This window comes from Streptomyces sp. NPDC002896, assembly GCF_040295225.1.
Taxonomy (GTDB): domain Bacteria; phylum Actinomycetota; class Actinomycetes; order Streptomycetales; family Streptomycetaceae; genus Streptomyces.
Genome location: NZ_JBEOVA010000028.1, coordinates 81,806 through 103,540, shown reverse-complemented (window position 1 = coordinate 103,540; position 21,735 = coordinate 81,806). Strand labels below are relative to the sequence as shown.

Here is a 21,735-nt window from a genome sequence, read left to right as displayed (position 1 = left end):
CCATCAGTAACACCCACATCAGCCGCTTCGCCCGTCTTGGCCTTGAACTGGCCACCTGAACACCGAATCCGCCAACAAAGTCCTTCAGGGCCGGGTCAAGTTGACCGAGGTAACCACGCGCCCGGAGTCAGCCCCGCCCTGTGATGCGGATGAAGTGGCCATCGGGATCGTACACGCGGAAGTCCGTGAGGCCCCACGGGCGTTGCCGCAGCGAATCGGCAAGGGGCCAACCGGTGTCCAGAACTCGGGCGTGGTCGGCGTGGACATCGTCGACTTCGATCACGATCTCCACGCCCGTGGGTATGTCGCGGGCAGCGCGATCGATGGTCCTCCAAGCTGGTACCGCAGCGATGCGAACACCGTCCCGAGCGACGGCCGCGTACGGCGAGTCGTCGCTGCGCCGGTCGTCGACGAGCGTGAAGGCCAGCACACGGCGGTAGAAGTCGGCGAAGGCGTCGATGTCCTCTACGAACAATTCGATCCGCAGGGCCGCCGCCATGGGTGCCTCCTTCTTGGGTCGCCCGAAGAAGACTATCCGATCATGATCAATCGTGGGGTGTCCCTGGCAGGGAGGGCAAGATAGACAGAGCAGAGGCCGCATTCCTGTCTGCGGGAAAGGTGGCGGGAATGGCCTGCGCGACGCGGGCCCCAGTCAGCGCCCACGAGTCGGCCGCTCGGGTTCGGCCTGCCCGCCCTGGCCGCATAGGCCCCGGGCTCCTACGTCTGACCCCAGCCGTAAAGTAGCGGTCAGGGCTCGGCCTTGGACTGGCCGGCTCCCGCAGACCAGCCGCGTGGACAGTCATCCGCGGTGGCCTGGAGGCGGTTCGTCGAAGAGACCGAGCTCGTCATCGTCGGGGGCCTGGAAGAGCTTCACGTACTCCTCGAGCAACTCGCGGCTGATCGGGACGGTCCCCGGCTCCCCCTGCCCGTTGCGGGCTTCGATGCGGCGACACAGTTCATCGATCGGCGCCGCAAGGTAGTGCAGCTCGACGGGAACGCCGAGGGCGCGCGCCCCGAGGCGCTTCTCATCCCGCTCAGTGCGTGCCCAGAAGCCGAACTCCAAGATCACAGTCTGTCCGAGCTTCAACAGGTCTTGGGCGTGCTCCCAAAAACGCCTCTCAAGCCGGTCGCGCGATCGCTCATCGAACAGGTCGATGCCCAGATACGCCATCCACTCGTCCGGGCACAGACGCACCGCCGGCCTCTCGCTCGCCAGACTCTTGGCCAGCGTCGTCTTCCCGGATCCAGGCAGCCCGCACAGCAAGATCAGCCTCGGCTCGGGTCTGGCATCCACCAGGCGCCTCCACAACACCGCACCAACGTCACTCCGGCATGCTGGCGCAACCCGGCTTGTCAACGGAAATGGTTTCCGTTGACATAGACCCTTCGCCGACGCGGAACAGCCTCTCTTCACGGACATCCGGAAGGGCTGGCCAGGCTCCCTGATCGCCAACTCGGTGCTGGGGTGGGGATCGCCGCTGCCCGCTGACGGCGGCAGACACAAGAGAGAGCAGCTCCTGGCCGCAGGTACCGACCTGATCTCGGCCCCCAGTTCCCGGCCATTCCTGGTCTGGTCGAACGACTGGCCGTCAACGCACCGCTCAATCAGGTGTGAGACGAACACCTGATGTACGTAGGCGGAGAGAACGGCTACACCGACTTACTCGGGTTCGTCCCTGTACGTGCTGATGGTCAGGCGATCAGACCGGGCTTGCCCCTACGAAGGGCGGCGTTGGGCAGCTGGCCCTGGCCATTGAGCGCATCAGAAGCGGTTGCGATGGAGACACCTGCGGCAGCCACTGGGCGGCCCCGTAATCCGGCCTGGTGATCAGGAGCGGCCGCGAGTGGGGTCATCGTGGCCCGGACCGTCTTGCCGACGTCCGGGCGGTGGAACCATGTGACGTCGGCCTCGAGGCCCTGGACTTCCCGCAGCCCGCGGCCCTGTTCACCTCGGAGCGCCTCGGTAAAGGCGGGAAAGGCGGGGTTGGGATCCTCGACGTCGATGACGAGCTCGTGTGTCTGCCTGATGGCCAGCCGGACTGTGATCCGCTGCCCGGGGCTCGAAGGAGTCAGGCCGTGACGGACAGCGTTGTCCACGAGCCGGGCGAGCACTTCCGTGGCGGCGTGGATGTCCCCCTGCCAGCCAAGGACCGTCAGCGCGGTACGGGCATTCACGCGAGCCCGCTTTACGGCGCTGGCGTTGCCGGGCAACTCCAAGGGCGGGTACTCACGTAAGACCGGGGCGGGGGCGGTGATTTGGGAGGTGGTGGGAGCGGCGGGGTCGGCAGTGGTGGCTCGGTTGAGCGAGGACCGCGTGTGGTTCAACGGGCTTCCTGTTCGTGGGGGGTTGCTACGCATTGGCGGGACTATGGCCAAAGGATGAAGAAACGTTCCTTCAGCGTACTGTGTTGAATTATGAGCATTCAGTTAACGGTTCAACAAGGGTTGCTCTTCGGACACGCCGGGACGACCACCTTCCCCGGACGTCCAGGACGGCGACTCGCGGCCAATTGGGAACGCTGCTCGGCGAGCAACCCGCATCGCGCATTCGAACGAGCTCCCGGCGGTCGCTACTGAGGTCCCGGTCTGCCAACGCCCTCTGATACTGGATCGGCTGGGGCTCTCTCAGAAGCTCAGACCTGTGTTGTGAGCACGCCGCCGGTAGGTTCCTGGGGCCATGACGACGCCTCACGAGCCGACGCCTCCGGTGGACCAGACGTACAAGGACGGGGACGTCCTTGGCGCTCTCGACCACGCCATCACGCACCTGGACCGAGCTGCCCGGTTCCTGATGCTCGGCGGGAACGCGACCTGCAGCGAGGAGCTGGCACCGCGGCTGCGTTCCCTGGCAAAGCACGTCAACCACGCCACGTGGGCCGTCCATCCGTGGCCATGGGCTGGGGTGGGCCTCGAGATGGAGGACGACACCGAGCGCGCGGCAAGGTCCGCCAGTGAGCTAGAGGATGCTCTGAGCGCGCTGGACGAAAAGGTCAAGGTCGGACCGGAGCGGCGCGACAGGGTGATGCGTGGAGAAGCAGAGTTGGCGAAGTCAACTGAACAAGCGCGCACCCCTAGAGCGCGGCGACAACGCCACTGGCATCGCCCGGTCCAGCCTGATCCGGCCCGGTCCGGCGGACGTCTCCACCAGCAGAACGGCCCCGCCTGGGACACCACGGTCCGGCCCTCGCCCTCGACGCGGACATGCGGGTACGGCCCCTATGCGATTCGTCACCTGGGAGGTGCTTGTTTCCCGCGACCGACAGGACCTTCGACAAGCCCTATCGGCGCAGGTCAGGAGCATTTCTCGCGTTTTCGATCACACCTCCAACAGCCCACCGTTGTTTCCGGAAAGTGAATCCACGTTGTCCAAGCGCTGAACCGGCTCCATGCCGCCCACCCTGTGGACCACCATGCCCACTCCCGCCGGCGCTGCGGCATCTTCCCGGCCCTACTCATACTCAGGGCTGGTAGGGCTGCTGCTGCGGTTGCCCGTATGTCTGACCGCTGTGGCCGCTTGTGCCCTGCGCCTGCAGCTGCTGCGCCTGTTCCTTGGTTACTTTCTGCTCCGTGCCGCAGAAGGTGCACTGCGTCGCGTATTTCGTCGAGAACGGGAACAGCGGCACGAAGAACAGCGTGAACTTCGTGACGCGCTTTTTGAGGGTGTGCGCGGCAGGGTTGCCGCAGTGGCCGCACACCAGTGTCAGGATCGCGAGCTGGTAGAGATATCCCTTGGTGCCAAAGATGATCATGTTGGTCCTTTCCGGGTCGGTGCCTGCCGGCGCAGTGCCGACACTGCGGCACGGTAGTGCGGTTATGGAGCACAGTCTCGTGCACGCGGAGTGGGTTCTGATCATGCAGGTGACCAGCGCGTAGAAGGCAAGGCACCTGTGCGTCAGCGGCATCGGGGGCGCCTACGACATCAGGGAGATCATCAACGCGATCTTGTACGAGGGCGGGGCCAGCTGCCAGTGGGCCTGTTTGCCGCATAGCCTCTCGCCCAAGAGCGCGATGAGTTTCGTGGGTCGCGCGGTCTTCACTGGCCGGGGCGACAGGCGTCTCGGGGCTGAGGAAGGGCAGTGCACCGTGAGGTTGATTCTGCAGGAGTTCCTGTCGCTGGACGGCGTGGCGCAGGGTCCCGGGTCCCCGGAGGAGGACACCAGCGACGGGTTCACGCGGGGAGGCTGGCTCGTGCCGCACTTGGACGACGAGTTCATGCGGATCGTGACGGGCTGGCTCGGCGAGGTGGACGCGTTCCTGTTCGGGCGCCGTACCTATGACAACTTCGCGCGTGACTGGCCGAAGATGAACGATCCGGACGACCCGATCGCCGCCAAACTCAACGGCTTGCCGAAGTACGTGGCCTCCCACAGCCTGGCCAAGGCCGACTGGGAGCCGACCACGATCCTCTCCGGGGACGTGCCAGCCCAGGTCGCTGAGTTGAAGCGCCAACCCGGAGGGGAGCTGCAGATCCACGGCAGTGCCCGCCTCGGCGCGTCGCTGCTGGCCGCCGGGCTGATCAACGAGTTGCGGCTGATGATCGCGCCGGTGGTCGTGGGCAGTGGCCGGCGGCTGTTCCCGGACAACGGCGTTCCAGCCGGGATGCGCCTGTTGAGCAGCGAGACGACACCGAGCGGAGTCACGGCCCAGGTCTACGAGGCGACAGGACTGCCCCAGTACGGGACCTACGAGGCCGGCGCGCACTCCTGAGCGCGCGTTCTGTGGGCCTCGGAGTTCAGCTCGAGCCGGTCCCTGGGGCGTCCGGCGCCAACCGGCTGCTGATGGCCGTCGCGTCGGCGACGGGCGCCGATCTCGCGGAGATGGACCGCTGCCTGCGGTGCGGCGCGGAGGTCACCACATCGGAGGAGTCTGAGCGCTGGAACACCGTGCTGCACCACAGCTTCGCTGTCGCGACGCACAACGCCGTCCTGGTCAGCGTCAGTTCGCTGCTCGTCGCGGCTCGCCGTCGGCCGGTGTGGCGCAGACTGAAGCGGCGCACGTTCAACCCGGAGCGGCACCGCTGCTACTGCGACGAACATGAACGGATCATCTCGGCTGTCCGCGAGCGCGATCCCAAGGCTCACCAGTTGGATTAGCGAAACGTAGCGAACCTGTGGCAGCGTGCTACACGCACGCTCGGCGCCCAGGCGACGTCGGGCACCCTCCTCGGTTGGGTCTGCGGCCTGACCGACCAGCGTCCGGAGGGACGTGTCACGCGGGCTGACGGCTCCTGTCGTTCAGTACCAGGGCACGAAGGCGATTGGCTCCCAACGCGAGCAACGCTTAGAAGCCGTATCTCAACCGATCATGGAACGTGCGGGTCGAACAGGTTTCCCGCCGGAGTGATCTTCCCGTTGTGCGCGCATGAAGACAGGGCCTCTCGGTAGCTCGGGGATGCGAATCTGACCGAGCAAGGCCGGGAGGCCCTGGTGTCGTTGTTGTACGCGTCCAAGCCCGTCCGGTTCAACTCGGCTGCACCATCGTGTGATTGCCTCGCTCACGTGTACGGCAACGCGGCCGACCATCCCGATCGGGTGCGCCGGTATCCGTCGGACATGACGGACGCGGAGTGGGCGGCCATCCGGCCGTTGTTGCCGGTGCCGTCCTGGCTTCAGGGGCGGGGCGGCCAGCCCGAAGGCTATTGCCACCGCCAGATGCTGGACGCGATCCGCTACCTGGTCGCGGGCGGGATCTCCTGGCGGGCGATGCCCGCGGACTTCCCCGATTGGGGCCGGGTTTACGCCTTCTTCCGCCGCTGGCGCGAGCACGGGCTGATCACCGAGTTCCACGACCGGCTGCGCGGACGGGCCAGGGAACACGAAGGGCGTGAGGCCGAGCCCACGGCGGGGATCATCGACGCGCAGTCGGTGCGGGCCGCCGCGACGGTGCCGGCCGCCTCACGCGGCTACGACGGCGGGAAGAAGGTGCCCGGCCGCAAACGCCACATCGTGACCGACTGCCTCGGCCTGCTCCTGGTCGTCGCGGTCACCGCCGCGAACATCGGCGACCGGGACGCCGCGGCAGGCCTGCTGAGGCGGCTCCGCCGCCTGCACCGCGACATCACCCTCGTCTGGGCCGACGGCGGCTACACCGGCTCCATCGTCGACTGGTGCCGGAACAAACTCGCCCTGACCCTGCAGATCGTCAAACGCACCGACGACATGCAGGGGTTCGTGGTGCTGCCCAGACGCTGGGTGGCAGAGCGCACGTTCGCGTGGCTGATGAACTCCCGCCGCCTGGCGAGGGATTACGAAACACTGCCCGCTACCAGCGAAGCGATGATCCGGTGGTCGATGGTCACACGGATGGGCCGGCGTCTGGCACGGCCACGGGCCGCCGGCCGGCACTGAACCTCCCCGACGTCTCCTGCCAGAGCCACCCGCGCTCTGCCAGGCGCCTGGCCTTCGAGCGCACCCCCTCGACCTTCGCCGGCGTCGTCCCAAGGCCCAGCCCCACCGCGATCTCCTTGGCCTTGAGCGGTCCTTGGCCCGCCGACTGCCGCTCCTCCAGCACGCCCAGAATCCGCTGGTAGTCCGGCGCCAGCACCGTCACCGGCAACCCGTCCCGCCAGGGCGGCACCGTCGAACCCGGCACAGGCACCTGTGAGGGCGCCGTTTCCTGCTCCGCCTCGGCCTCGGTCACGGCAGTCGTCTCGGCCGCGGAGGCGGCCAACGCCGCGACCAGCTCCTCCCGCGCGATCACCCGCCGGTCCAGCTCGATTTCCGCAGCCTCCAACACCTCAGCCAGCCGCGCGGCCTCCTCCCACAGACCCTCCACCCGCACACGGGCAGCCGTCTCCCGCTCCTCCAGCATTCCCAGCACCGACGCCACCGCGCACCCCCCGGTCATGAAGCGGACACAAGACGCCGCATGCCTCCCTCACCCCGAGCGAGACCATGCCTGACCAGCCGAAATCAAGGGATCACGTTCGGTTGAGATACGGCTTCTTAGGCTCGCTAAGCCAATCAGAGACGCTGCCCGCGATGCCATGCCCGAGCACCTCCAGCACGTGCGGCGCCCGCTGCTCGGCAACCAGCCCTGACCGCGACCGGGATCCGATCGGCGCCGCCCGGCGCCGAGTTGGGCGGCGATCCGCTCACTCGTCGGCGTGATCGCGGTCGAAGAGCAGTCGTACGAAGTCGGTGATCGGCCCGATGATGTCGAGGTCCTGGTCGAGCACCCACTGCAGTTGGAGCCCGTTGAGCACGGCATGGAAGAGGACCGCGGCGCTCTCGGGGCTGACGCCCTCGCGCAGCCTGCTGCGGTCCGCCTCGTCGTGGAGTCCCTCGGCGAACTGTGCGCGCCCGCGTTCGTAGCGCTCGACGAAGTAGGTATGGGCGGGATGATCCGAGCGTGAGGCCGCGGCGGCGAGCTCGATCCACAGGCGCATCAGCTCGGGGGCCTTCTGGTGGTGGCGGATGAGCTCGCCGAGGTAGGGCGCGAGCTGGTCCGGGCTGTCGACCTGTGCCACACCCTGCTGCCACTCCACGGAATCGCGTTCGGCGAGCACCGCGGCAAGGAGTTCGTCCTTGTTGCGGAAGTGGTGGAGGAGTCCGGCGTGGGTGATGCCGGCCCGGTCCGCGATGTCCCGCAGGCTGGCCTTGGCGTAGCCGTTCTCGGCGAAACTGTCGCGTGCCGCCCGTACGATCTCCGCTCTGCGGGCCGGTGTCTTGGCGTACGGCCCACGCCCTTTTGCCTGACCCACGGTGCGCTCACTCTCCTCGGCGAAGCCGGTCCGGGACGGTCCTGCGCATTATCTGGGCATCAAAAGTTACCACATGGTTGGTATTTGATTCGGCGTGCCTGAGGGGCGAGTTAAAGATAACGCTCTGGTTACGAACGTCGATCGCACTCTTCCGGCGCTTCCCGTACGGGCTTAACGTCCCAGCGAAAACCAACCAACTGGTAAGAGTTTACGCGATCGCTCACCCTCAGAGCCGTCAGGGGGCGGACGCGCCCCTGGATGACGCCGGCACACCGTCAGACCCGCAGACGCACGCCCTCCTTCACCTGCATGGCGCTCACAACCTCAGCTCCACCCATGGCCGTCGGGCCATGGCGAAGGTCTCGTCACACGTTGGTTCCCGGACGAAGGAATCCACCCCATGCGCATTCGACACCCGCACCCGCGATCGCAGGCTCGAGCCCTGGGTGCTCTGGGCGTTGCCGCGGTGCTGCTCGCAGCGTCGGCGTGCGACAGCGAGTCGACAGGAGCGTCCTCGTCCTCGGGGACGACGCTCGCACTCTCGATCTTCGGCACGCCCAACTCGTTCGATCCCACCCAACTCCTCGAAGGGCAGCAGACCTACATCTGGGACTCGGTCTACGACACGCTGCTGATCCAGGACAACAAGGGCAAGCTGCAGCCCGGCGCGGCGGAGAGTTGGCAGTACTCCGACGAGGCGCGCACCCTGACGCTGAAGCTGCGCACCGGCATGAAGTTCAGCTCCGGCACCCTTGTCGACGCGGCCGCCGTGAAGGCGACGCTGGAGCGGATCAGGGCGACGCCCGGGCCGAACCAGGGAGTGCTCGCTTCCGTAGCCTCGGTCGAGGCACCCGATGCCGACACCGTCGTGATCAAGCTGAAGCAGCCGGACGGTTCGCTGCTGACCTCGCTCTCGACGGCCGTCGGCGTCATCGGCGATCCGAAGACGATGACCTCCAAGAGCGCCGCACTGAACCCGGTCGGCTCCGGCCCTTACACCCTCGACAAGGGCGCGACGGTGAACGGGTCGGTGTACGTGCTCAAGCGGCGTGACGACTACTGGAACAAGAAGGCCTACCCCTTCCGGACCGTCAAGATCCGGGTGATCTCCGACCAGACCGCGATGGCCAACTCCCTGAAGGCCGGCGAGACCAACGCCGGCACCATCGACTTCGCGCAGGTCGGCACCTTCAGGTCGGCGGGCTTCGAGACCAAGCACGTCCAGGCGACCGCGGTGGCCACCCTGGTCCTTGGGGACCGCGCGGGTTCCGTTCTCAAGCCGCTCGGTGACGTGCGGGTCCGCAAGGCGATCAACATGGCCTTCGACCGCACCAAGATGGTCAAGCAGCTGCTCCGGGGCTCGGGCGGGCCGACCGAGCAGATCTTCAACCCCAAGGGGCTGGGGCACGATCCCGCGCTCGACCAGACGTATTCCTACGACCCGGCGGCTGCCAAGAAGTTGCTGGCCGAGGCCGGTTACCCGAACGGGTTCTCCGTGACCATGCCGAGCCTTGTCTTCACCAAGCCGTTCGAGCCGACGTTCACGCAGGCGCTCGCGGACATCGGAATCAAGGTGAAGTGGCAGCCGGTGCCGCCGCAGCAGAGCGTCTCCGCCCTCGCCTCCAAGAAGTACCCGATGTTCCTGATCGTCGACGGGCTGAACACCACCCCGGTCGAGGCGCGCAACTTCTACAGCCCCACCGGCTACCGCAACGTCTTCAACTCGATGGACCCCGAGCTCACCAAGCTGCTGGACCGGGCGAACCGGGAGCTGGACCCCGCGAAGGCTGCGGACATCTACAGGGAGATCAACAAGTTCGGAGTCGAGAACGCCTGGTACGGCCCCGTGTTCTACATCGGCAGTGACTGGGCGACCAAGAAGGGCATCACCTACCTCGGTGACGGCTCCTCGACGCTCGCCACCATCCGGCAGTTCGGTGCCGCCGACTAGCCCCCGGGAAAGAGCCGCATCGTGATCGTCTACGTGTTGCGTCGCCTCGGAGCGGGCCTGGTGCTCGCGGTCCTGGTCACCATGATCACGTTCCTCCTGCTGAGCACTTCGTTCAACGACGTCGCCAGCAGCATCGTCGGAAGCGGCGCGACACCCGCCCGCGTCCACGCCCAGAAGTCCCAGATGGGGCTCGACCGTCCGCTGTTCACCCAGTACCTGGACTGGCTGTCCCACGCGATCCGCGGCGACCTCGGTCTTTCCTACTTCACCAGCGAGCCCGTCCGGTCGGCCATCGCGGCCCGCCTTGGCGTCACGTTGTCCATCGTTCTCGCCGCCCTGCTCGTCACCGCGGTGATCAGCGTGATGCTCGGCGTTCCCGCCGCCACCCGGGGCGGCGCCGTCGACCGGGTCGCCCAGGGCGTGTCGATGGTCGGCTACCTGGTGCCGAACCTGCTGATCGCGATCGCGCTCGTGTACGTCCTGGCCATCGAGCTGCACTGGTTCCCGGCCACCGGCTACACACCGCTGTCGGAGAACCCGGCCCGCTGGGTCTCCACGATCGCCATCCCCGTCGTCGCCCTGATGATGAGCGGTGTCGCGGGCCTCACCTCCCAGATCCGTGGCGCCATGATCGGAGAGCTGCGCAAGGACTACGTACGCACTCTGCGCACGCGGGGAATACCGACCCGTTCGATCGTGCTGCGCCACGCCCTGCGGGGTGCGGCCGGCCCGGCTCTCACTGTCCTGTCGCTGGAGTTCATCCAGATGCTCGGCGGCGCCCTCATCATCGAGCAGGTATTCGCGCTGCCGGGCTTCGGCCAGTACGCCTTCAACGCCTCCTTGCAGGGCGACATCCCGATCATCATGGGCATCAGCCTGTTCGGTGTGCTGCTCGTGGTGTGCGTCAATCTCGTCGTCGATCTCGTCAACGGCTGGCTCAACCCGAAGGCGAGGACCCTGAGTTGACCACCGAACGCGACGCCACCGACCAGGAACAGCACCGCACCGCCATGCCCGGCCGCAGGTCGCCGCTGCGCAAGCTCCTGACGGACCCACAGGCCGTCATCAGCGCGAGCCTCCTCCTGGCCGTGGTCCTCCTCGGCCTGCTCTCGCCGCTGTTCACCGACCACGGCCCGGGCGACGCCTCGCTCGACGCGGTCAACGCCGACATCGGAACCCACGGCTACCTGCTGGGAGGTGACAAGAGCGGACGCGACATCTTCGCGCGGCTGCTGGCCTCCATCAATACCAGCGTGGTCTCCGCCCTCATCGGCACGAGCATCGCCCTGGCCATCGGTGTCACCTTCGGGCTCATCGGCGGCTACTTCGGCCGCCGCGTCCGTGGCGTCACCGAATGGGTCTTCAGCCTCGTCATGACTTTCCCGGGCCTGCTCCTGCTCATCGTGCTGCTGCCGGTGACGGACGGCGACTACCGAGCCACGATGCTGGTCTTCGGCGTACTTCTCTCGCCCGGGATCTACCGCCTCGTACGCAATCTCGTCCTCGGCGTGAAGAACGAGTTGTACGTGGACGCCGCCCGCGTCTCGGGCTTGCCCGACCGGCGGATCCTGCGACGGCACGTGCTCTCCGTGGTTCGGGGACCGGTGGTCATCGCCACCGCCTTCCTCGCCGGCTCCTCGATCGCCGTCCAGTCGGGCCTCGCCTTCCTCGGCGTGGGATCCAGCTCGGTCGCCAGCTTCGGCGCGATGATCTCGGAAGGCTTCACCAACCTCTACGAGGAACCACTGCAGTTCCTCTGGCCGAGCCTGATGCTCGGCGTCACCACCGCGTCGCTGGTGCTGCTCGGCAACTCGTTGAGGGACGCGTTGGAGGGCGGACGGCCCAAGCTGTCCCGTATCGCCGCACCAGAGCGCCGGCCGACCACGCCGTCGGCCGGCAGGGGGGCAGGCTCGCCATCCGCGGAGGCCTCGGTGGCCGCTCCGGGGCTGCTCACCGTGGAGGACCTCGCCATCGCCTACCCGACACCGGCGGGCGATCTGAAGGAGGTCGTCAGCGGCGTCACCCTGAGCCTGGAAGCGGGCCAGACGCTCGGTCTCGTCGGCGAGTCGGGCTCCGGCAAGACCCAGACCGCGTTCGCCGTCCTCGGTGTGCTGCCCGCCGAGGCGGTCGTCACCCGCGGCACGATCCGCCTGGACGGACGCGAACTCCTCGGCCTGAGCGAGGGCGAACTGCGCGGCCTGCGCGGGAGGTCCGTCGCGTACGTGCCGCAGGAGCCCATGTCCAACCTCGACCCCAACTTCACGGTGGGAGCACAGCTCGTCGAGGGCCTGCGCGCGGCCTCGCCGATGCCGCGACGCGCAGCGCATGAGCGCGTCCTCGCCCTGCTGGACCGGGTCGGCATCCCGGACCCGGAGGGCACCTTCTCCTCCTACCCGCACCAGATCTCCGGCGGCATGGCCCAGCGCGTGCTCATCGCGGGCGCGGTCGCGAGCCGCCCGCTGCTGCTCATCGCCGACGAACCCACGACCGCGCTCGACGTGACCGTGCAGGCGGAGATCCTCGACCTGCTGCGAGACCTGCAGAAGGACATGAACATGGCCGTACTGCTGGTGACCCACAACTTCGGCGTCGTCGCAGACATCTGCAACCGCGTCGCGGTCATGCAGGAGGGCCGGATCGTCGAGACCGGCGACGCGCTGGACGTCTTCAGCACGCCCCAGCACGCCTGCACCCGGATGCTGCTGGATTCCATCCTCGACGAGCACACCCTCCGCACCGATCGGCCGACCGCGGACGTGCTCAAGACGGACGCGCTGCAGAAGAACGCGCTCGAGACGGAGGCGCGATGACGACGGCCCTGCTCGACGTGAGCGATCTGCGCGTGGCCTACCCGGGACGCGGGTTCCGTGCCCGCCCGAAGGAGGTGCTGCACGGGGTGTCCCTGGCGGTGGCCGAGGGCGAGACGCTCGGCATCGTGGGCGAGTCCGGGTCCGGCAAGACGACCATCGGCCGGGCGGTGCTCGGTCTGGTGCAGCCCAGCGGCGGACGAATCGGCTTCCTCGGCCAGGACATCACCCACTGCACGGCGAAGGAGCGCCGCGCACTCGCGCGCTACATCCAGGTCGTCTTCCAGGACCCCTACACCTCACTCAACCCGTCCCTCACCATCGGTGACATCCTCAGCGAGCCCCTCGTGGTGCAGGGCGCCAGCCCACGCAACGCCCGAGCCCGCGTGCGCGAACTCCTGGATCAGGTGGGGCTGCCGGCGGACGCCTCCGAACGGCTGCCGCGCGAGTTCAGCGGCGGTCAGCGCCAGCGTGTCGCGATCGCCCGTGCCCTGGCCCCGGGGCCGAAGCTGATCGTCTGCGACGAGCCGGTCTCCGCGCTCGACCTGTCGACGCAGGCCCGCGTGCTCGACCTCTTCGTCGACATCCAGCGGCGCACCGGTGTCGCCTATCTCTTGATTTCGCACGACCTGGCGGTCATCCGTCACGTGAGTCACCGGGTGAGCGTGGTCTACCGCGGCGACATCGTCGAGACCGGATCGTCCGGCCTTGTCACTTCCACCCCCGAACACTCCTACACGCAGCGGCTGTTGCTCGCCGCGCCGGTCGCGGACCCGGTCGAGCAGCGGAAACGGCGTGCGGAGCGGCAGCGCCTGGCAGCCGCCCCTCCGATTACAAAAAGCCATTTCAACCCGCCTATAGAACAGGGAAGTTGACGATGACTCAACTTGCGCCCGGGTTCCTCTGGGGTGCGGCCACGGCGCCGCACCAGGTGGAGGGCAACAACCTCAACAGCGACTTCTGGGTCCGTGAGCAGCTTGCGCCCGGCATGGATCGCAGCGGCGACGCCTGCGATAGCTACCACCGCTACGGCGAGGACATGCGTCTGCTGGCCGACGCGGGCCTGACCTCGTACCGTTTCGGCATCGAATGGGCGCGCATCGAGCCCATCCCCGGCGAGATATCGCGGGCCGAGCTCGCCCACTACCGCCGGATGATCGAGAACGCGCAGGGGCTCGGGCTCGAACCAGTCGTCACGCTGCACCACTTCACCAGCCCCAACTGGTTCGCCGAGGAGGGGGGTTGGACGAGCGACCGGGCGATCGAGCGCTTCCAGGCGTACGTCCAGGCGGCCACCGACATCCTCGACGGGGTGAAGTGGGTCTGCACCATGAACGAGCCGAACATGCTCGCCGTCATGGTGACGCTGAGCCGGCAGATGCTCTCCCCGGAAGAGGGCGATGCGAAGAAGTGGATGAGCCCCACGGTCGACGGCGCCGCGCGCCCGGTCATTCCGGACCCCGACCCGGAAGTGGGCCGCCGACTCGGCCAGGCTCACCACGCCGTCCGCGACATCGTCAAGAAGAACACGGACGCCGCGGTCGGCTGGACCGTGGCCTGCCCGGCGCTCACCGCTACTCCTGGAAACGAGGAGAAACTGAAGGAAGTGCGGTACATACGCGAGGACCTGTACCTCGACGCGGCCCGCGGCGACGACTTCATCGGGGTGCAGGTGTACTCCAGCCAGGCCGTCGACGAGAACGGCGTCGTCCCGCACCCGCTGGGCCCGGACACCACACAGACGGGCACCGCGTACCGGCCGGACGGGATCGGCATCTCGGTCCGACATGTGTGGGAGCGGACCGGGGGAGTGCCCATCCTGATCACCGAGAACGGCATCGCCACGGCCGACGACAAGCAGCGGATCCGCTACACCTCGGAGGCGCTCGGCCACCTCTTCTCCGCCATCGATGACGGCGTCGACGTCCTCGGCTACATCCACTGGAGTGCCCTGGACAACTACGAGTGGGGGCACTGGGGGCCGACGTTCGGTCTGATCGCCGTCGACCGGGAGACGTTCGAGCGTCACCCCAAGCCGAGCCTGGCCTGGCTGGGCGAGGTCGCGCGCCGCGGACGCCCGTGACGAGCGTCCCCACACAGGAGAGGAACCCGATGCTGAAACCCCGATCCACCGCCACCCGCGAACTGGTGAGCCTCGACGGAATCTGGAAGTTCGCCGTCGGCACGGCCGTGGACGAGCGACCATGGACCGGCCCGCTCGGCACCGCGCTCGAAGCCGCGGTGCCGGCCAGCTACAACGACCTCTTCACCGACAGCGCGATCCGCGACCACGTCGGATGGGTCTGGTACCAGCGCCGGGTACGTGTGCCGCGCGGCTGGGCCGACGAGCGCGTCATCCTGCGCGTCGACGCCGCCACACACGAGGGGAGGGTCTACGTCGACGACGTCCTGGTCGCCGAACACGTCGGCGGCTACACGCCCTTCGAGGCCGACGTCACCGACCATGTACGCCCCGGTCAGGAGTTCCGGCTCACGATCGGGGTCAACAACGAGCTCACCAATACCACCATCCCGCCCGGCACGATCACGGTCGACCAGGACGGCCGCCGCAAGCAGACGTACCTGCACGACTTCTTTAACTACGCCGGCCTCGCCCGCTCGGTGTGGCTGTACGGCGTGCCCACCGTGCACATCGCCGACATCACGATCGTGACCGGCCTCGACGGCACCACCGGAACGGTCGAGTACGAGGTCGCCACCACTGCGCCCGCGACGGTCCGCGTCCGCGTGCTGGACGCGTCGGGGGGCGAGGTAGCGGCGTCCGACGGGGCGAGCGGCACCCTGCGCATCGAGGACGTGACACTGTGGCGGCCGGGCGCGGCCTACCTGTACGACCTCGTCGCCGAGGTCGTCGACGGCGACGAGGTGGTGGACACCTACGCCCAGCCGTTCGGTGTGCGGACCGTCGAGGTGCGGGGCAGTCGGTTCCTCATCAACGGCGAACCGTTCTACTTCACCGGCTTCGGCAGGCACGAGGACACCCCGGTGCGCGGCAAGGGCCACGACGACGCCCACCTCGTCCACGACTTCCAGCTCATGGAGTGGGTCGGCGCCAACTCCTTCCGCACCTCGCACTACCCGTACGCCGAGGAGGTGCTGGACTTCGCCGACCGGCACGGGATCGTCGTCATCGACGAGACGGCGGCCGTCGGCCTCAACCTGGCCGTCGAGGGCGGGCTGACCGGAACTCCGCCGCGTCCCACCTTCTCGCCCGACACCGTCAACGACGACACACGCGCTGCCCACGCCCAAGGGATCAGGGAGCTCATCGCCCGCGACAAGAACCATCCGAGCGTCGTGATGTGGTGCATCGCCAACGAGCCGTCCTCCAACGAGGAGGGCGCGCGCGAGTACTTCGAGCCGCTCCTCGAACTCACCCGCAAGCTCGACCCCACCCGGCCGGTCTGCTACGCCGCCGTGATGTTCGCGACGGCCGACAACGACCGCATCGCCGACCTGTTCGACGTCCTGTGCATCAACCGCTACTACGGCTGGTACATCGCGACGGGCGACCTGGCCACCGCCGAGACATACCTGGAGGGCGACCTGCGGGGCTGGGCCGCGAGGTTCGGCAAGCCGATCATCATGAGCGAGTACGGGGCGGACACCCTGCAGGGCCTGCACTCCGTGTGGGACCAGCCGTGGACGGAGGAGTACCAGGCCGCCTACCTGGCTGCCAACCACCGCACCTTCGACCGGATCGAACAGGTCGTCGGCGAACACGTCTGGAACTTCGCCGACTTCCAGACCTCCAACGGCATCCACCGGGTCGACGGGAACAGGAAGGGCGTCTTCACCCGGGACCGACGGCCCAAGGCAGCCGCTCGCGCGCTGCAGGCGCGGTGGCGCGGGCTCGACGGCCGTAAGCCATCGGATGGGAGATGAGCCCACCTACCTGTCGCTCCGGCAGCCGGGCACGTCACACACCTGTCGCCCGGTCGCCGCCGGGTGTCGCAGGGCCCTCGAACCGCTGGAGCAACTTCTCCACGAGGGCGAGGGTCTCCGCGTGCCCGCCGGTCATCCCCAGGCCCTTCTCGATCACCATGACCCGGGCGAGCGCCGTGGTGAGGACCAGAAGCGCGACGGGAGGCACGTCGGGCAGCGGGAGGTTTTCTTCCGCGGCCTTCTTGGTGAGGATCTCCACCTGCGCCCGGCGGTAGCGCTCCGCATGGTCGGCCAGTTCGGCGCGGATGGCCTTGCGGTGATTGGCCAGGGCCATGAACTCCGAGATCAGGGCGGCACCGGGCTGGCTGCTGAGTTCCCACAGGGCACGCAGAGGGCGAGGGGAGTCGAGCACGCGGGCCGAGGTCTCCAACTCCTCAGCCGCCCGCCGTCGCAGCACGGCGAGGAGGAGGTCGTCGAGGGTGCGGAAGTAGTACAGCACCAGCGCCGGGGCGACGTCGGCCTCGCGTGCCACCCGGCGGATGCCCACGGAGGCGTATCCCTCCTTGAGCATCAGCCGCTCGGTGACGTCAAGCAGCAGCCGGCGCGTCTTGGAGTTCTCGGTACCCATACGGCGAGGCGCAGTCATGCCCCTCATTGTCCTTGACGGCGTCCTTGACGGCTCCAAGGGGCGGTGTTAAACAGTTGTTCAGCGCTCATGTTGAACACTCGTTCAGCGCCCGGATCTCTCGGGCCGATCCACCCATCCGTGACGGTCAGTTGGTGACGGTCACATCGAGGTGAACGGAGGGCCAGGCCGATGGCACGGACCACACACGAGGCGGCGCCGGACCACCATCCCCAAGGTCTCGGCTCCTCCCCCAAGCTCTCGGCTGCGCTCGAGCAGGGGGGACCCCCACGAGCAGGGGAGACCCCATACACGGGCACCCGCGCCCTGCGCGTCGAGGATCCGCGACTCCTGACCGGCACCGGCACCTACGTCGACGACGTCGTACGGCCCGGGATGCTGCACGCCTGCTTCGTGCGCAGCCCGGTCGCCCGGGCCCGCATCGCCGGGATCGACGTGTCGGAGGCGCTCGCCCTGGAGGGCGTGCACGCCGTGTTCGTCGCGCGGGACCTCAACCCCGGCGTGCGCGAGCAGTGGTACACGTTGAACGGGCGCGACGACCCGGACACGCCCCGCCCGCCGCTCGCCGAGGGCGAGGTGCGGTTCGTCGGGGATCCGGTGGCGATGGTGGTCGCCGTGGACCGCTACACGGCCGAGGACGCGGCCGAATTGGTTGTGGTCGACTACGACGAACTGCCGCCGGTCGTCGACTACGCCACCGCGCTGGAGTCCCCCGAGTCGGTCCACGCGACCCATCCGGGCAACCTGGTGGGGCAGCTCGCCGGACGCCCGATGGAGGAGCTCGCGCCCGTCTTCGACGACGCGCCGCACGTGGTGGGCGTGACCGTCCACCAGCAGTCCTACGGCCCGGTGCCGATGGAGACACGCGGGATCGTGGCCGAATGGTCGGCGCCCGCCGGGGAGATGACGATCTGGGCGGCGACGCAGTCCCCGCACGAGGTCCGCTCCTTCTGCGCACGGCTGCTCGGCGTCGACGAGCACCGGGTGAGGGTCGTGATGCGCGACACCGGGGGCGGGTTCGGGCAGAAGGTGCTGCCCCAGCGCGAGGACATGTGCGTGATGCTGGCGGCCGTCAAACTGCCCGCAGCGCTGAAGTGGATCGAGGACCGGCAGGAGCACCTGCTGGCTGCAGGCCAGGCGCGCCACGAGCACGGCGAGGCACGGATGGCCTTCGATGGCGACGGCCGGATCCTGGCCGCCACCCTCGACCACGTCCAGGACGCTGGCGCCTACCCGACACCGTCGCCCGTGCAGAGCGGTATCGCCGTCGGCATGCTCTTCCCCGGCCCCTACCGCGTCCCCCAGGGCACCTTCCGGTCCCGGTTCGTGTTCTCCAACACCAGCGGCCGGGTGGCCTACCGCGGGCCCTGGCAGTTCGAGTCGATGGCCCGCGAGGTCCTCCTCGACACCGCCGCGCGCCGCCTGGGCATGGACCCGGTCGACCTGCGGCGCAGGAACATGCTGCGCCGCGAGGACCTGCCGACCGTGAACTGCAACGGCATGCCCTACGACGACATCACGCCGTACGAGACCTTCGAACAGGCGCTGGACATGCTCGACTACCCGGCCTTCCGGCGCGAGCAGGAACAAGCCCGCGCCCAGGGCCGCTACCTCGGCGTCGGCACCTGCGCCTACGTCGAACCGACCGCGGGCGCAACACCGTTCCACGGCACCGAAGGCGCGACCATCCGCATCGAGCCCTCCGGCAAGGTCAACGTCTACATGGCCGGCGGATCGTGCGGAAACAGCCTGGAGACGACCGTCGTCCAGCTCACGGCCGACGCGCTCGGCGTGGCCATCGAGGACGTCAGCACCATCCAGGGCGACACCGCGGTCACCCCGTTCGGCAGCGGCACCGGCGGCAGCCGGTCGGGCTCCATGACCGCCGGCGCGATCGCCGAGACCGCCGCCGGATTACGGACACGCATCCTGGCGATCGCCGCGCACCGGCTCGAAGTCGCAGTCGACGATGTGGAGTTCGTGCGCGGCCGGGCGTCGGTGAAGGGCAGCCCCGAGCAAGGAGTCACCCTCGCCGAGATCGCCGACATCGCCTACTTCCAGGTCCACGCCCTCCCACCGGGCGTACCGGCCGGCCTGGAGGCCAGCGGCCGCTACCGCACACCCCACCTCGCGATCTGGGCCAACGCCACACACCTGTGCACCTGCGAGGTGGACGTGGTGACCGGCGCGGTGAAGCTGCAGAGGTACATCGTCAGCGAGGACTGCGGCCCGATGATCAACCCCAGTGTGGTCGAGGGCCAGATCTTCGGCGGCACCGTCCAGGGCATCGGCGGCGCCCTCTACGAACACCTCGCCTACGACGACGCCGGCAACCCGCTCGCCACCACGTTCATGGACTACCTCCTCCCCACCACCACCGAGGTGCCCACCATCGAACTCGGCCACATCGAGACACCGAGCCCGGGCCCCGGCGGTCACAAGGGAGTGGGGGAGGGCGGCGCGATCGGCTCCGCCCCGGCCGTGGTGAACGCTGTCGCCGACGCCCTCGCACCGCTCGGGGTGGAGATCACCCGGCTGCCGCTGACCCCGGCGTCGATCGTCGGGCTCCTCGACGAGGCCCGGGCCCGGCGGAGCGGGGCGGTGGCCGCATGAAGCCCGCACCGTTCGACTACCACGCGCCCGCCGTCGCCGAGGAGACGGTCGCCCTCCTCGCCGAGCTGGGAGACGAGGCGAAAGTCATCGCCGGCGGACAGAGCCTGGTGCCGATGCTGGCCCTGCGCCTCGCGTCCTTCGGTCACCTCGTCGACCTGTGCCATCTGGACGAACTGCCGGGCATCGAGCACCGCGACGCGACGGTGCGGATCGGCGCCACGACGACCCAGGCCACCGTCCAACGCTCGGAGACCGTACGCAGCGCGCTACCTCTCCTCGCCCGTGCCACACCGCTCATCGGCCACTTCCAGATCCGCAACCGCGGCACCATCGGCGGCTCGCTCGCCCACGCCGACGCCGCGGCCGAGTACCCCGCGGTGGCACTGACCCTGGACGCCGAACTCGAAGCGCTGTCGGTGCGCGGGCGCCGTACCATCCCGGCCGCACGTTTCTTCACCGGCACGTGGACCACCGCTCTGGCCGAGGACGAACTGCTGACGGGCGTCGTCTTCCCCGTCTGGCAGCGGCCCTGCGGATTCGCCGTCGAGGAATTCGCCCGCAGGAGCGGCGACTTCGCCCTCGCCGGCGCCACCGTCGCCGTCGGACTCGACGCCGACGGGCGCATCGACCGGTGCGCCATCGGCCTGTTCGGACTCGGCCCGACCCCCCGCCGGGCCCACGCGGCGGAGACGGAGCTGATCGGCTCCGAACCCGCCGAGGACCAGGCAGACGACATCGGAGACCTCGCTCTGGAGGGCCTCGACGCGGTTCCGTCCGATCTACATGGATCGGCCGACTATCGCAAACGCGTGGGTGCGGCCATGGTGGCCCGCGCCTGGCGCCGTGCCGTACGGGAGGCGGTCCATGGCTGACGTCGAAATCCGGATACGGGTCAACGGCGTTGCTCGCCGCGACACCGTGCAGCCCCGGCTCACCCTCGCCGACTTCCTGCGCGTCAACTGCGGCCTGACCGGGACGCACCTCGGCTGCGAACACGGGGTCTGCGGCGCCTGCACGGTTCTGCTCGACGGCGAGGCCGTCCGCGCCTGCCTGGTGTTCGCCGTACAGGCCGACGGCTGCGAGGTCACCACCGTCGAGGGGCTCGCCTCACCCGGCGGTGAACTCTCCTTCGTACAGGCGGCGTTCCGCGAGCACCACGGACTGCAGTGCGGGTTCTGCACCCCGGGTTTCGTGGTCTCGGTCACCGCGTTCCTCGCCGAAAACTCCAAGCCCACAGACGAGGAGATCCGCGACGCCCTGTCCGGGAACCTGTGCCGCTGCACCGGCTACCAGGGGATCGTCAAGGCCGTCCGGGCCGCCGCCGACAGCAAGGACCCCACGAACGAGGACTCCGCATGAACGAGGACTCCGCATGAACAAGGAACCCGTATGAAACTGCAGAACACGCTCAGCATTCCCGCGGCGGCGGAAGAGGCCTGGCGGGTCCTGCTCGACATCGAACGCATCACCCCCTGCGTGCCCGGCGCGACCCTCACTTCCCAGGACGGTGACAGTTACCAGGGCAGGATCAAGGTCAGACTCGGTCCCGTCAGCCTCACCTACAACGGCACCGTCAAGTTCCTGTCGCGGAACGAGACGGACAGGACCGTGGTGCTGGAGGCCGGCGGCCGGGAGACCCGCGGCAACGGGACGGCGAAGGCCCTGGTGACCTGCCGCCTGGTCGGCTCAGGCGAGAACTCCACCGACGTGTTCGTGGAAACCGACCTCGCCATCACGGGCAAGCCCGCCCAGTTCGGCCGTGGCACCCTCGCCGAGGTCGCCGGCACCCTCATCGGCCAGTTCGCCGAGAACCTGGCCGCCGAGCTGGCCACAGCCCCGCCGGTTTCCGCCGATCCGCCGGCCGGCGCCCTAACCGAAACCGGCGCCCCAACCGAAGCGGACGACACCGGGCCGGCGGCCCCGTCCGGCCGCAGCGAGCTCCCCGTCGCCGAACCGCCGCGCACCGCCGAACCCATCGACCTCATCGACGCGGCCGGCGCCGGCGTCCTCAAGCGCCTCGCACCGCCCGCCACCGCACTCGCCGCGCTGCTGCTCCTCGCGCTCGTCCTGCGCGGCCGCCGACGCACCGACCGGTGACCAGGCCTCCCCG

General features: G+C 68.6%; 20 protein-coding genes. 13 read left to right on the top strand and 7 right to left on the bottom strand.

What is annotated here, in order from left to right; translation table 11 throughout:
• Nucleotides 1–127: 127 nt before the first annotated feature.
• From ABT009_RS36455 to ABT009_RS36435, 4 genes are all read right to left on the bottom strand, one after another.
• Entirely contained in the window at nt 128–499 is a 372-nt protein-coding gene (locus ABT009_RS36455) for a VOC family protein (protein ID WP_351305109.1), read from the bottom strand.
• Nucleotides 500–799: 300 nt separating this feature from the next.
• Nucleotides 800–1,294: a P-loop nucleotide/nucleoside kinase family protein gene (locus ABT009_RS36450; protein ID WP_351305107.1), complete on the bottom strand. Its 495-nt coding sequence runs from the start codon at nt 1,292–1,294 to the stop codon at nt 800–802.
• A 398-nt stretch (nt 1,295–1,692) separates the two neighbouring features.
• Entirely contained in the window at nt 1,693–2,175 is a 483-nt protein-coding gene (locus ABT009_RS47540) for an ATP-binding protein (protein ID WP_502990031.1), read from the bottom strand.
• Between the two features lie 1,283 nt (nt 2,176–3,458).
• Nucleotides 3,459–3,749: a zinc-ribbon domain-containing protein gene (locus tag ABT009_RS36435; protein ID WP_351305105.1), complete on the bottom strand. Its 291-nt coding sequence runs from the start codon at nt 3,747–3,749 to the stop codon at nt 3,459–3,461.
• Between the two features lie 334 nt (nt 3,750–4,083).
• Here ABT009_RS36435 and ABT009_RS36430 point away from each other — a divergent pair, with 334 nt between their 5' ends.
• From ABT009_RS36430 to ABT009_RS36420, 3 genes are all read left to right on the top strand, one after another.
• The gene (locus ABT009_RS36430; RefSeq protein WP_351305103.1) at nt 4,084–4,707 is read left to right on the top strand and encodes a dihydrofolate reductase family protein; all 624 of its coding nucleotides are present in this window, start codon (nt 4,084–4,086) and stop codon (nt 4,705–4,707) included.
• An 11-nt stretch (nt 4,708–4,718) separates the two neighbouring features.
• On the top strand, nt 4,719–5,093 hold the full coding sequence (locus ABT009_RS36425) for an FCD domain-containing protein (RefSeq protein ID WP_351305101.1): 375 nt from the start codon (nt 4,719–4,721) through the stop codon (nt 5,091–5,093).
• A 405-nt stretch (nt 5,094–5,498) separates the two neighbouring features.
• On the top strand, nt 5,499–6,347 hold the full coding sequence (locus ABT009_RS36420) for an IS5 family transposase (RefSeq protein WP_351305099.1): 849 nt from the start codon (nt 5,499–5,501) through the stop codon (nt 6,345–6,347).
• On the opposite strand, the gene ABT009_RS36415 is transcribed toward ABT009_RS36420, so the two are convergent.
• Both ABT009_RS36415 and ABT009_RS36410 read right to left on the bottom strand, forming a co-directional pair.
• Nucleotides 6,295–6,846 (bottom strand): hypothetical protein, encoded by a 552-nt coding sequence (locus ABT009_RS36415; RefSeq protein WP_351305097.1) that lies wholly within the window; start codon nt 6,844–6,846, stop codon nt 6,295–6,297. The genes ABT009_RS36420 and ABT009_RS36415 overlap by 53 nt on opposite strands.
• A gap of 247 nt (nt 6,847–7,093) precedes the next feature.
• A complete protein-coding gene (locus tag ABT009_RS36410) occupies nt 7,094–7,702 on the bottom strand; it encodes a TetR/AcrR family transcriptional regulator (protein ID WP_351305095.1) in 609 nt (202 codons plus the stop codon).
• A gap of 400 nt (nt 7,703–8,102) precedes the next feature.
• Between ABT009_RS36410 and ABT009_RS36405 the strand changes: the two genes are divergently transcribed.
• From ABT009_RS36405 to uidA, 6 genes are read left to right on the top strand one after another with little or no spacing between them, the layout of a single operon-like run.
• Nucleotides 8,103–9,653 (top strand): ABC transporter substrate-binding protein, encoded by a 1,551-nt coding sequence (locus ABT009_RS36405; protein ID WP_351305093.1) that lies wholly within the window; start codon nt 8,103–8,105, stop codon nt 9,651–9,653.
• 21 nt (nt 9,654–9,674) lie between these two features.
• On the top strand, nt 9,675–10,619 hold the full coding sequence (locus tag ABT009_RS36400) for an ABC transporter permease (RefSeq protein ID WP_351305091.1): 945 nt from the start codon (nt 9,675–9,677) through the stop codon (nt 10,617–10,619).
• On the top strand, nt 10,616–12,463 hold the full coding sequence (locus ABT009_RS36395) for an ATP-binding cassette domain-containing protein (protein ID WP_351305089.1): 1,848 nt from the start codon (nt 10,616–10,618) through the stop codon (nt 12,461–12,463). The genes ABT009_RS36400 and ABT009_RS36395 overlap by 4 nt, the downstream gene beginning before the upstream one ends.
• A complete protein-coding gene (locus tag ABT009_RS36390; RefSeq protein WP_351305087.1) occupies nt 12,460–13,335 on the top strand; it encodes an ATP-binding cassette domain-containing protein in 876 nt (291 codons plus the stop codon). The genes ABT009_RS36395 and ABT009_RS36390 overlap by 4 nt, the downstream gene beginning before the upstream one ends.
• Before the next feature lie 2 nt (nt 13,336–13,337).
• Nucleotides 13,338–14,543 (top strand): glycoside hydrolase family 1 protein, encoded by a 1,206-nt coding sequence (locus tag ABT009_RS36385; RefSeq protein WP_351305085.1) that lies wholly within the window; start codon nt 13,338–13,340, stop codon nt 14,541–14,543.
• 29 nt (nt 14,544–14,572) lie between these two features.
• On the top strand, nt 14,573–16,366 hold the full coding sequence (gene uidA, locus ABT009_RS36380) for a beta-glucuronidase (RefSeq protein ID WP_351305083.1): 1,794 nt from the start codon (nt 14,573–14,575) through the stop codon (nt 16,364–16,366).
• Nucleotides 16,367–16,400: 34 nt separating this feature from the next.
• Here the strand turns inward: uidA and ABT009_RS36375 are convergent, their stop codons facing one another.
• Nucleotides 16,401–17,012 (bottom strand): TetR/AcrR family transcriptional regulator, encoded by a 612-nt coding sequence (locus tag ABT009_RS36375; protein ID WP_351305081.1) that lies wholly within the window; start codon nt 17,010–17,012, stop codon nt 16,401–16,403.
• 171 nt (nt 17,013–17,183) lie between these two features.
• Here ABT009_RS36375 and ABT009_RS36370 point away from each other — a divergent pair, with 171 nt between their 5' ends.
• The 4 genes from ABT009_RS36370 to ABT009_RS36355 are packed head-to-tail and all read left to right on the top strand — an operon-like array spanning nt 17,184 to nt 21,722.
• Nucleotides 17,184–19,625 carry a xanthine dehydrogenase family protein molybdopterin-binding subunit gene (locus tag ABT009_RS36370; RefSeq protein WP_351305079.1) on the top strand — a complete coding sequence of 814 codons (2,442 nt, stop codon included), beginning with the start codon at nt 17,184–17,186 and terminating at the stop codon, nt 19,623–19,625.
• Nucleotides 19,622–20,497, top strand: coding sequence for an FAD binding domain-containing protein (locus ABT009_RS36365; RefSeq protein ID WP_351305077.1), 876 nt, complete (start codon nt 19,622–19,624; stop codon nt 20,495–20,497). Before ABT009_RS36370 ends, ABT009_RS36365 begins: the two co-directional genes overlap by 4 nt.
• On the top strand, nt 20,490–20,984 hold the full coding sequence (locus ABT009_RS36360; RefSeq protein WP_351305075.1) for a (2Fe-2S)-binding protein: 495 nt from the start codon (nt 20,490–20,492) through the stop codon (nt 20,982–20,984). The genes ABT009_RS36365 and ABT009_RS36360 overlap by 8 nt, the downstream gene beginning before the upstream one ends.
• A gap of 30 nt (nt 20,985–21,014) precedes the next feature.
• The gene (locus ABT009_RS36355; protein ID WP_351305073.1) at nt 21,015–21,722 is read left to right on the top strand and encodes an SRPBCC family protein; all 708 of its coding nucleotides are present in this window, start codon (nt 21,015–21,017) and stop codon (nt 21,720–21,722) included.
• The last annotated feature ends 13 nt before the right edge of the window (nt 21,723–21,735 follow it).